Source organism: Collimonas sp., assembly GCF_044339385.1.
Taxonomy (GTDB): Bacteria; Pseudomonadota; Gammaproteobacteria; order Burkholderiales; family Burkholderiaceae_D; genus Collimonas.
Genome location: NZ_JBIIVN010000089.1, coordinates 1 through 10,381 on the forward strand (window position 1 = coordinate 1; position 10,381 = coordinate 10,381).

The 10,381-nt window shown below is 56.5% G+C and carries 10 protein-coding genes and 1 pseudogene; 9 read left to right on the forward strand and 2 right to left on the reverse strand.

Translation table 11 applies throughout. From position 1 onward, the window contains the following. The 3 genes from ACIQ0R_RS07925 to metF all read left to right on the forward strand — a co-directional run. On the forward strand, window positions 1-510 hold a 510-nt coding region (locus ACIQ0R_RS07925; protein ID WP_395825928.1), incomplete at its 5' end, for an adenosylhomocysteinase. 113 nt (window positions 511-623) lie between these two features. Then, window positions 624-968 (forward strand): phage holin family protein, encoded by a 345-nt coding sequence (locus tag ACIQ0R_RS07930; RefSeq protein WP_395825931.1) that lies wholly within the window; start codon window positions 624-626, stop codon window positions 966-968. Beyond that, window positions 969-1,811 carry a methylenetetrahydrofolate reductase [NAD(P)H] gene (gene metF, locus ACIQ0R_RS07935; RefSeq protein WP_395825934.1) on the forward strand — a complete coding sequence of 281 codons (843 nt, stop codon included), beginning with the start codon at window positions 969-971 and terminating at the stop codon, window positions 1,809-1,811. It abuts the gene before it with no gap. Window positions 1,812-1,936: 125 nt separating this feature from the next. Here metF and ACIQ0R_RS07940 read toward each other — a convergent pair whose 3' ends face one another. After that, window positions 1,937-2,536 (reverse strand): 5-formyltetrahydrofolate cyclo-ligase, encoded by a 600-nt coding sequence (locus ACIQ0R_RS07940; protein WP_395825937.1) that lies wholly within the window; start codon window positions 2,534-2,536, stop codon window positions 1,937-1,939. Between the two features lie 39 nt (window positions 2,537-2,575). On the opposite strand from ACIQ0R_RS07940, the gene ACIQ0R_RS07945 reads away from it, so the two are divergent. The 4 genes from ACIQ0R_RS07945 (at window position 2,576) to ACIQ0R_RS07960 (ending at window position 7,364) form a co-directional block, all read left to right on the forward strand. After that, window positions 2,576-4,519 (forward strand): transglycosylase SLT domain-containing protein, encoded by a 1,944-nt coding sequence (locus ACIQ0R_RS07945; RefSeq protein WP_395825941.1) that lies wholly within the window; start codon window positions 2,576-2,578, stop codon window positions 4,517-4,519. Between the two features lie 125 nt (window positions 4,520-4,644). Continuing rightward, window positions 4,645-5,340 (forward strand): glutathione S-transferase family protein, encoded by a 696-nt coding sequence (locus tag ACIQ0R_RS07950; protein WP_395825944.1) that lies wholly within the window; start codon window positions 4,645-4,647, stop codon window positions 5,338-5,340. A gap of 18 nt (window positions 5,341-5,358) precedes the next feature. Further along, window positions 5,359-6,585, forward strand: a complete 1,227-nt coding sequence (locus ACIQ0R_RS07955) for a multifunctional CCA addition/repair protein (RefSeq protein ID WP_395825947.1) — start codon at window positions 5,359-5,361, stop codon at window positions 6,583-6,585. A gap of 68 nt (window positions 6,586-6,653) precedes the next feature. Further along, window positions 6,654-7,364, forward strand: coding sequence for a GNAT family N-acetyltransferase (locus ACIQ0R_RS07960; RefSeq protein ID WP_395825950.1), 711 nt, complete (start codon window positions 6,654-6,656; stop codon window positions 7,362-7,364). A gap of 18 nt (window positions 7,365-7,382) precedes the next feature. On the opposite strand, the pseudogene ACIQ0R_RS07965 reads toward ACIQ0R_RS07960, so the two are convergent. Continuing rightward, window positions 7,383-7,898 (reverse strand): annotated as a pseudogene (locus ACIQ0R_RS07965) (Lrp/AsnC family transcriptional regulator). Window positions 7,899-8,031: 133 nt separating this feature from the next. Here ACIQ0R_RS07965 and hppD point away from each other — a divergent pair. Together hppD and phhA are read left to right on the forward strand one after the other, a co-directional pair. After that, the gene (hppD, locus tag ACIQ0R_RS07970) at window positions 8,032-9,159 is read left to right on the forward strand and encodes a 4-hydroxyphenylpyruvate dioxygenase (RefSeq protein WP_395825953.1); all 1,128 of its coding nucleotides are present in this window, start codon (window positions 8,032-8,034) and stop codon (window positions 9,157-9,159) included. A 114-nt stretch (window positions 9,160-9,273) separates the two neighbouring features. Continuing rightward, window positions 9,274-10,164 carry a phenylalanine 4-monooxygenase gene (gene phhA, locus ACIQ0R_RS07975; RefSeq protein ID WP_395825956.1) on the forward strand — a complete coding sequence of 297 codons (891 nt, stop codon included), beginning with the start codon at window positions 9,274-9,276 and terminating at the stop codon, window positions 10,162-10,164. Window positions 10,165-10,381: the final 217 nt, after the last annotated feature.

Consider the following 10,381-nt stretch of genomic DNA (forward strand, 5'->3'; position numbering starts at 1 on the left):
ATGGACTATGCGGCGGAACATGGCGATATTTTCGTCACCTGTACCGGCAATTATCATGTGATCACGCATGCGCACATCGCCAAGATGAAAGATCAGGCGATTGTCTGCAACATCGGTCACTTCGACAATGAAATCGAAGTTGCCGCATTGAAGCAGTACACCTGGGAAAACATCAAGCCGCAAGTCGATCACGTCATTTTCCCGGACGGCAAGCGCATCATCCTGCTGACGGAGGGCCGCCTGGTCAATCTGGGTTGCGGCACCGGCCATCCGTCGTACGTGATGAGCTCGTCGTTCGCCAACCAGACCATCGCCCAGATCGAGTTGTTCGTCAACACGAAGGCTTATCCGGTAGGTGTGTACACGTTGCCGAAGCGCCTGGATGAAAAAGTCGCGCGCCTGCAGCTAAAGAAACTGAATGCGCAGTTGTCGGTATTGACTGAAGAGCAGGCGGCCTATATCGGCGTCAAGCAAACCGGTCCGTACAAACCAGAGCATTATCGTTATTGATCACTTAACGAATAAGGCAGCGACCACGGTAGTTGCCTGAGTTTTACTGTAAGTCGGCATGTCGCTGATACGATATGCCGACCCAGCCATATCTGATCATCAAGAGGTACCTGATGCGTTTACTGCTTACCTGGTTGATTAACACGCTGGCTTTGCTGGCTGTGCCTTATCTGATGCATTCGGTGAAATTTTCCGATTTCAGTGCGGCATTGATCGCAGCGTTAGTGCTGGGTTTCGTCAATACGCTGATTCGTCCGATCCTGCTGGTGCTGACCTTGCCGGCCACCTTGCTAACGCTGGGTTTGTTCATCTTTATCATCAACGGTCTGATGTTCTGGCTGGTGTCGCACCTGGTCAGCGGTTTCTATGTGGCCAGCTTCTGGTCGGCCGTGGGCGGCGCTATCCTGTACAGCATCGTTTCGTGGGCGCTGTCCACTTTGCTATTGAAGAAGAATTAAATGTCGCGAAAAAATTTCAGCATTGAATTTTTCCCGCCTAAGACTCCCGAGGGCGCTGAAAAATTGCGCGTGACGCGCGCCAAACTGGCCGAGTTGCATCCGAAATATTTTTCCGTGACATTCGGTGCTGGCGGCTCAACCAGGCAGGGCACACTCGATACGGTGCTCGATATCCTCGGCGAAGGCCATCAGGCAGCGCCGCATCTGTCTTGCCTGGGCAGTTCGCGGCAAGCTTTGCGGGAGATTCTGGTGCAATACAAGAATCACGGTATTAAGCGCCTGGTTGCCTTGCGCGGCGATTTGCCGAGCGGTTACGGTGCCATGGATATTTCATCCGGAGAGTTCCGCTATGCGAATGAACTGGTGGAGTTCATCCGCGCCGAAACCGGCGACTGGTTCCACATCGAAGTCGGGGCTTATCCAGAAATGCACCCGCAGGCAAAGTCGCCGCAGGATGATGTGCAGCGCTTCGTCAGTAAGGTCAAAGCCGGTGCCAACGGCGCCATCACCCAATATTTTTACAACGCCGCCGCGTATTTCCGCTTTGTCGACGAGACGCAAAAATTAGGCGCGAGCGTGCCGGTCGTGGCTGGCATCATGCCGATCACTAACTACGCGCAACTGGTGCGCTTTTCCGATATGTGTGGCACGGAAATCCCGCGCTGGATTCGCCTCAAACTCGCCAGTTACGGCGACGATACCGAGTCGATCCGGGCGTTCGGCTTGGATGTGGTGACGCAGTTGTGCGAACGCTTGCTGGCCGGCGGCGCGCCGGGCTTGCATTTCTACACGCTGAATCAAGCGCCGGCGACGATTGCGATTTGGCAACGGCTCAAGTTATAAATCGTTTCGGGGCACGCGCGGGCAATAGCTGTCCAGACTGCGTGTCATCAATTTGTAGCGCAGGGCGCGCAGCTTTTTCTGCCCGTGCGCTGTTCGGGAATCATTAAAGAAGCGCAGCCCTGAAGCTATAACTTACGGGTTTCAGTAATGATGGCGTCTAGCGCGATGTCATGCTTGGCGCCCTCAAACTCCGCCAAGCCGCAGGAATAAGCGATGCCGATGCTGTGTGGACGCGGCTCCAGCGCTAACGTCCGGTCATAAAATCCACCGCCGTAACCGAGCCGCATCCTGTCGCGGTTGAAGCCGACGCAAGGAATCAGCAGCGCGGTAGGTGCAACCACCGCAGCGCTGGCCGGTATCGATACGCCAAAGCTGTCTTTCTGCATGACCTCCCCCGGAGTCCAGGCGACGAAGCGCAACGGCACATCGTTGCCAATCACCACCGGCAATGCCAGTTGCAGCCCACTGGCCGCCAGCGTTGCATAGGTTGGCCGCAGGTTCGGCTCGCCACGGATCGGCCAGTACACGCCAAGCGTGCCATGCGGATTCGTCTTGCTCCACTGAGCAGCCCATTCGATGACGCGCTGGTCCAGTTTCGCATCCCATTCCTGGCGCGTCGCGCCATCGAGCGATTGCCTTGCGGCCAACAGCGCGCGTCGCAACAAGGTTTTGTCCTTGCCGTTTTCGGGAGTTGCATCACTGGCATCACATGCTATGCTAGACATCATCTATTCGCATTCGTAAATTTAAGGTTGCCCAGTTATATGTTTAAAAAGAAATGGCTTGCTGTCGTCGCTGTTGCCGTCGCTCCCTCGGTTGCGTTGTCTCATGCAGCTTATGCCCAAAAGCGTTCCGCGGGAAGCGCTACTGCGCCCAATTTTGCCAGCCAGGACGATGCATTTCTGGCTTTGCGCGACGCTGCCCGCGCCAACAATGCCGACAAGGCGGAGCTTCTGGCTGCCACCTTGAGCGATTACGACATTCCCTCGTACGTCGATTATTACCGCTTGAAACCGCTGATCAAGGATTTGGTCGCGCCGCAGGCGGATATTCTTGATTATCTCAAGCGCTACGACGGCAGCGCTATCGCCGATCGCTTGCGTAACGACTGGTTACTGGAACTGGGCAAAGCTGGAGATTGGGCTACTTTCGATGAGCAGTATCCGAAATTCGTACTGGACGATGACACGCAATTGAAATGCTATGCGCTGACTTCGGCGGCGCAGAAAGGGCGCAATGTCGCAGCCGATGCACGTGCTTTGCTGACCACGCCGAAGGATTTCGGCCCTGCCTGCACGGGTCTCATCGGCCTGTTGGCGCAAAACGGCCAGTTCACTGCGGATGATGTCTGGTTCCAGATTCGTCAGGCGGTGGAGTCCGGTTTCGGCGCCGTTGCGCGTCGCCTGACGCCATTTATCGATGCCGCTGATGCCCAGCTGGCGCGTGGTCCGGCCGCCGGTCGCGCCGGCCACGAGTTATTCATCATTGCGTTGGGGCGGGTCGCCAAAAACGATACTGGTCGGGCCGTAGCTGCGTTGAGCGCTGCATCCGATCAACTGACGTCATCGGAGCGCTCGCTGGGGTGGGCGCAGATCGCGCAGCAATCGGCGCTCAAGCTGGAGCCGCAAGCTGTCGATTATTGGCGGCAGGTAAAGAACGCCACGCCGTTGTCGGCCGATGCGTATCAATGGCGCGTTCGTTCAGCCTTGCGTGCCGGCGACTGGAAGCTGGTCAAGAGCGGCATTGAAGCGATGTCGCAACCATTGCGTGCCGACCCTACTTGGGTCTATTGGCTGGCGCGCGCCTGTCAAGCGGAAGGAAAACTCGATCTGGCCCAGCAGAAATTCCAAAGCATTGCCGATCAGACTAATTTCTATGGTCAACTAGCGTTGGAAGAATTGGGACAGAAAATTATTGCTATCTCCCCGAACCAGGTGTTTAGCCCGGCAGAAATGGCGCAGATGTCCAATAACCAGGGCTTTCGCCGCGCGTTGCGTTTCTTCAATATGAATCTGCGCTTCGAAGGCGTGCGCGAATGGAATTGGGAACTGCGCGAGATTACGGATCGTCAATTGCTTGCCGCGGCTGAGTTTGCGCGCCAAAACGACGTGCTGGACCGCATGGTGAATACCTCTGAGCGCACCAAGGTCGAAATCGATTTCAATCAGCGTTTTCCTTCGCCGCATCGTGACGTGATGATCACCAACACGCAAAACCTGGGCCTCGATATGGCCTGGGTTTACGGCTTGATTCGACAAGAGTCGCGCTTTGTCAGAAGCGCGCGCTCGCATGTCGGTGCCAGCGGATTGATGCAGGTGATGCCGGCTACCGCGCGCTATGTCGCCAAGAAAATCGGCCTGAACGGCTTTACCAACGACCAGATTGCCGACGTTAATACCAACATTCTGCTTGGCGCCAGCTATCTGAGCATGGTGCTGAACGATCTGGACGGCTCGCAGGCGCTCGCATCGGCTGCCTACAATGCCGGTCCTGGCCGGCCGCGTGCATGGCGCTCTACCTTGCCCGGCACTGTTGAGGGCGCGGTGTTTGCTGAGTCGATCCCCTTTAGCGAGACCCGCGGCTATGTCAAGAATGTGCTATCCAACGCGACGTATTACGCTGCGCTGTTCGATGGCAAGCCGCAATCCCTGAAAGCGCGTCTTGGTGCCGTCGCACCTAAAGGTTTCGTCGAATCGGCGCTGCCTTGAAGCGCAGGGCTGCCAGCATTGCCAATTTGAACGGGCTGTATTTAAACGTACGGTATTTAAACGTACGGTATTTAAACGTACGGTATTTAAACGTACGGTACAAATTTTGATATCTGGAATCATCCATGCAAACTACCGAACTTGATCCCAGCCTGTCCTCTGCCTTGCAAAAGGCCGGTAAAGACGGGCTGTTGCTAGTGATCGGAAATAAAAATTACTCGTCCTGGTCGATGCGGCCATGGGTGGCGATGACGGCGTTCGGTATCCCGTTCAAAGAACATCGGATATTGCTGCGTCAGGCAACGACCGCCGACGAAATTGCCCATTATTCGGCCAGCGGGCGGGTGCCGATTTTGCTGGTAGGTGAGACGCCGGTCTGGGATTCTCTGGCCATTTGCGAATATCTGGCGGACCAGTTTCCCGATCTCGGTCTGTGGCCGCAGGAGGTGATGGCGCGCGCCACCGCCCGCGCGATCTGCGCGGAAATGCACTCTGGATTTGCCGAACTGCGCCAGGCCATGCCGATGGACATTCGCGCTCATAAGCCTGGTTTCGGGCGTACTGCCGGGGCCCAGGCGGACATCGCCCGGATCGTTGAAATCTGGGAAACCTGTTTGTCCGAATTCGGCCATCATCAATTCCTGTTCGGCGCTTTCTCGATTGCCGACGCTTACTTCGCGCCGGTGGTGATGCGCTTCCGCAGTTACGGCGTACTGCTGGCACCGGCATTGCAAGCTTATGCCGACCGGGTCCAGGCACACCCGGCAGTAGCGCGCTGGATGCACGAAGCGATTGCGGAAACCGAACTGCTGCCGGACTGACAAAATCAAAACCTCGATATGAAAATTTATGTTGTCGGCGGCGCGGTACGCGACGAGTTGCTGGCTTTGCCGGTCAAGGACCGCGATTACGTGGTGGTCGGGGCGACCCCGGATGACATGCTGGCGCGGGGCTTTCGTCCGGTCGGTAAAGATTTTCCGGTATTCCTGCATCCGCAGACCCATGAGGAATATGCGCTGGCGCGCACTGAGCGCAAGACTGCGCCAGGCTACAAGGGATTTGTGTTTCATGCCGATCCGGATGTCACGCTGGAACAAGATCTGGTGCGGCGCGACCTTACCATCAACGCCATCGCGCGCGCCGATGACGGCACCCTTGCCGATCCGTTCCATGGTCAGCAGGATTTGCAGCGACGTGTGTTCCGCCATGTCTCCGATGCGTTTGCCGAAGATCCGGTGCGGATTTTGCGGGTTGCCAGGTTTGCCGCGCGTTTTACCGATTTCACCGTGGCGCCAGAAACCACCGCGCTGATGCAGAACATGGTGAGCGCAGGCGAGGTCGATGCGCTGGTCCCGGAGCGGGTCTGGCAGGAACTGGCGCGCGGCTTGATGGAAGCGCAGCCGTCGCGGATGTTTGAAGTGCTGCGCGCTTGCGGCGCATTGGCGCGCATGCTGCCAGAGCTGTATGCGTTGTGGGGTGTGCCGCAGCCAGAAAAATATCATCCGGAAATCGATACCGGCATACATGTGATGGTGGTGGTGGACATCGCTGCGCAGCAAAATTATGGATTGTCAGTGCGCTTCGCCGCACTCTTGCACGATCTCGGAAAAGGCGCGACGCCGCCCGATGCCTGGCCTAGCCATCACGGCCACGAAGGGCTTGGCGTCGAACTCGTTGAGCGGGTTTGTGAACGCCTTAAAGTGCCCGGCGAAGTACGCGATCTGGCACTGATGACAGCGCGTGAGCACGGCAATGTTGGCCGAGCCTTCGAGCTGCGCGCGAATACCATCGTCAATCTTTTTGGGCGCTGTGATGCATTCCGTAAGCCGCAACGCTTTATCGACATGCTGCGCGCCACTGAATGCGATTATCGCGGCCGTGCCGGCTATGAAGGGCGCTCTTTTACCCAGTTAGCCTATCTTGAGGCGGCATTGCGTGCCGCGCAGTCAATCAATGCCGGAGCGATCGCCGGCATGTTTCAGCAACAGCCGCAACGGATTCCGGATGCGATTCATGCGGCGCGTGTGGAAGTGGTCGAACGGGTGGTTCAAGCACAACGCTCCTGATCCGGGTAAGCTTGTCCGGCAGGAGGGGGATGACATTGACGAGAACGCATCTCACGGATATTGATGAAATGAGTTTTAATGATCCGGCAGCGGCAGTCGGCAACGCGCCAAACAATCCCGGCGTCGCCAGTGTCGGCAAGAGCAAGGGCGTGCGGCCCACCATTTTCGTCAAGGAATTGTCGCGGCGCGCCCGTCGGCGTCTGCTGCGCCATTTCCTGGCGTTGAGCAGCGGCGATCGGTTATTGCGTTTCGGCTCGGTGTTGTCCGACGACCTGATTACCCGCTATGTGGAGAATATCGATTTTTCGCGCGATACCGTGTTTGGCGTCTACGACCGCAAATTGCGTCTGCTAGGCGTTGGTCATCTTGCCTTCGCGCCGCGCCAGGCGTTGCCGTCGGTGAGCAGTTTCACCACCAAGGAACGGGTGGCAGAGTTCGGTGTGTCGGTGGCGGCCTCGGCACGCGGCATGGGTGTCGGCAGCCGCTTGTTCGAACGTGCGGCAATATGTTGTCGCAATGTCGATATCGATACCTTGTATATGCATTGCCTGTCGTCCAACAAGGTAATGATGCATATTGCCAAGAAGGCCGGGATGGCGATCCATCGCGACTACGGTGAAGCTGACGCCTATCTGAAGCTGCCGCCGGCGAATCCCGCCAGCGTGTTGCAGGAAGCGGTTGAGGAGCAGGTCGCAATAATTGACTATACAGTGAAAGCCAATCTGCGGGCCGTGCTGAAATGGCTCAGCGGTCTGCCGGGCATCCGGCGCGACCGCTGACCACCGCCGTCCGATCAGTCACAGCAGCGGCAACGCTGTCGTATCCTTGATGTGTTGCAGCGCAAAGCTCGATTTGACATCCAGCACCGCCGGGTGTCGCAACAGGGTTTCCATCATGAAGCGTGAGAAATGCGCCATGTCTTCCACGTGCACGCGCAGCAAATAATCCATCTCGCCGGTCATCGCGTAGCAGGCCACCACCTCCGGCTAGTGTTCGATTGCGGTCGAAAAGTCCACGCGCGGCGACTGCGCCGTGTGCGCGGCGATGCGGGAGCTGCCGCTGAATTGCGGATCACTGTGCTTTTCCAGCCGCACGTTGACGTAGGTCAGCAGGCCGAGGCTGATTTTTTCCGGAGCCAGCAGCGCCACATATTGGCGTATCACGCCAGCCTGCTCCAGGTGCTTGATCCGCCGCAGACAAGGTGATGGCGACACATTGACGCGCTCTGCCACCTCTTGGTTGCTGAGGCGGCCATCCTCCTGCAAGATCGCTAAAATCTTGCGGTCTGTTGCGTCCATTTCAATTCTTGGCATAAGTCACCTTAAATTTAATATATTGAGCAATATTACTGCGCAAAATTATATGTGTGCAGATGATTTTGCAATTTTCTGCCTCAGGCTCGCCTCTATACTCTAGTTAATTACAACCACCAAATTGGGGATGGCAATGGAGTTTCAACCTTGGGAAAACCCGATGGGCACCGATGGCTTCGAGTTTGTCGAGTATGCCGCTCCGGATCCTCAGGCGCTGGGCGCGCTGTTTGAAAAAATGGGCTTTACCGCGATTGCGCGGCACCGCCATAAGGACGTGACCCTGTATCGCCAGGGCGATATCAATTTCATCATCAATGCCGAAAAGGATTCGTTTGCGCAGCGTTTTGCGCGCCAGCACGGGCCATCGGTGTGCGCCATTGCATTCCGCGTCAAGGACGCTGCATACACATACAAACGCGCGCTTGAATTGGGCCCCTGGGGCTTTGATAACCGCACCGGCCCGATGGAGCTGAATATTCCTGCCATCAAAGGTGTCGGCGATTCGCTGATCTACTTCGTTGACCGCTGGCGCGGCAAGGATAAAGCCAATGGCGTCGAGGCCGGTGCTATCGGCGATATCAGCATCTATGACGTTGATTTCGTGGCGATTCCAGGCGCCCAAGCCAATTCCGCGCATTGTAGCCTGACCTATATCGACCATCTGACGCATAACGTGCATCGGGGCCGCATGAAGGAGTGGACGGATTTCTACGAACAATTGTTCAATTTCCGCGAAGTGCGGTATGTCGATATCGAAGGCAAATTAACCGGCCTGAAATCCAAGGCAATGACCTCGCCTTGCGGAAAAATCCGCATTCCGATTAATGAGTCATCCGACGATAAATCGCAAATCGCCGAATATCTCGATCAGTATCATGGTGAGGGCATTCAGCATATTGCCCTGGGCAGCGAAGATATTTACACCAGCGTGAGCGAAATGAAAGCGCGCCAGGTTGCCTTTCAGGACACTATCGAGACCTACTACGATCTGATAGACCGCCGCTTGCCGGGCCACGGTGAGCGGCTGGCAGACCTCAAGCGGCTGCGTATCCTGGTCGATGGCAGCAACGCCAAGAGCCGCGAACTTCTGCTGCGGATATTTACGCAAAACGTCATCGGGCCGATCTTTTTCGAGATTATCCAGCGCAAGGGCGATCAAGGTTTTGGTGAGGGCAATTTCCGCGCACTGTTTGAGTCGATTGAACTGGACCAGATCCGGCGCGGCGTGTTGAAGGACGACAGGCAGGCAGCAGCTAGCTAATTGCCGCGTAGCGTAAAATTAAGCATGGGCATGGACGCTGGCCGGACATGCCCGTGTTTGTCTGTAGATGGCAGCGTCAAGGCCGATATCGGAGGGGTGGTTGAGGATATGGACATGAATGCAAACGTAATCGATGCGAGCATCAGTACCGACGATTTTTTTGCCACAGTTGCGGCCAAATCCGACGGTACCAAACTGCGCGGCGACTATAGCAAGATCGACGCCCGTTACGTCGTGGCGCAGGATTGGGGCGCCTACACGCCAGAGCAGCACGCGTTGTGGCGACGCTTGTATCAACGTCAGGCCGGGCTGATTCCAGGCCGCGCCTGCGATTTATTCATCGAAAGTCTGGAACTGCTAAACATCGGCGACGGCATCCCGAAATTTACTGAGAGTTCGGCGCTGCTGTGCAAGGCCACCGGCTGGCGTCTGGTTGCGGTACCGGGCCTGGTGCCGGACCATGTATTTTTTGAGCATCTGGCCAATCGCCGTTTTCCGGTCACGGTCTGGCTGCGCGAGCCGGAAGAGTTCGATTACATTGTCGAACCGGATCTGTTCTATGATTTTTTCGGCCACGTTCCGCTGTTGTTCAATCCGATTTTTGCCGACCATTTGCAAGAGTATGGCAAGGGTGCGCTGAAGGCGATGAAGCTGGACGGTTTGTCGATGCTGGCGCGGCTGTATTGGTACACGGTTGAATTCGGCCTGATCCAAAGCCCCGAGGGGCTGCGTGTCTACGGTGCCGGGATTCTGTCATCAGGCGGCGAAATCGAATATTGCCTCAGCAATCCGATGCCGCGGCGTCTCCGGTTCAACGTCGAGCGCGTGATGCGAACTCTCTACAAGATCGATTCTTACCAGGAAACGTATTTCGTGATCAGCGATTTTCAACAACTGTTCAACGATACCGCACCGGATTTCACGCCGATCTATCAAAAACTGAAGGTGCTGGACACCTTGCCGGCCAATGCCTTGCTGCCGGGTGAGGCCAGGCTGTCTGTCTAGAGAAATAAATCTGCGTTAATGCGCTGGGCGATGCCCGCTGTATCCGTTGTCGCAGGGCGGCGTAGTCGCGCCCTGGTTCTTTGGCCGAGCGAGCGCAGTCACAATCACAAACATATTTGAGCTTCCCCCGAAATTTAGTCTTCCATAGGTAACGTAAAATCAACGATCCTTTGGAAAGACCAGCAATGAAGAAGATACCAAAACAGATGTACACGGC

Bases quoted from the DNA above. Each gene is read 5' to 3' on its own strand.
- ACIQ0R_RS07940 (WP_395825937.1), bottom strand. From the start codon at position 2,536: ATGTCTAGCATAGCATGTGATGCCAGTGATGCAACTCCCGAAAACGGC.
- metF (WP_395825934.1), top strand. From the start codon at position 969: ATGTCGCGAAAAAATTTCAGCATTGAATTTTTCCCGCCTAAGACTCCC.
- ACIQ0R_RS07950 (WP_395825944.1), top strand. From the start codon at position 4,645: ATGCAAACTACCGAACTTGATCCCAGCCTGTCCTCTGCCTTGCAAAAG.
- phhA (WP_395825956.1), top strand. From the start codon at position 9,274: ATGAATGCAAACGTAATCGATGCGAGCATCAGTACCGACGATTTTTTT.
- ACIQ0R_RS07945 (WP_395825941.1), top strand. From the start codon at position 2,576: ATGTTTAAAAAGAAATGGCTTGCTGTCGTCGCTGTTGCCGTCGCTCCC.
- ACIQ0R_RS07960 (WP_395825950.1), top strand. From the start codon at position 6,654: ATGAGTTTTAATGATCCGGCAGCGGCAGTCGGCAACGCGCCAAACAAT.
- ACIQ0R_RS07955 (WP_395825947.1), top strand. From the start codon at position 5,359: ATGAAAATTTATGTTGTCGGCGGCGCGGTACGCGACGAGTTGCTGGCT.
- ACIQ0R_RS07930 (WP_395825931.1), top strand. From the start codon at position 624: ATGCGTTTACTGCTTACCTGGTTGATTAACACGCTGGCTTTGCTGGCT.
- hppD (WP_395825953.1), top strand. From the start codon at position 8,032: ATGGAGTTTCAACCTTGGGAAAACCCGATGGGCACCGATGGCTTCGAG.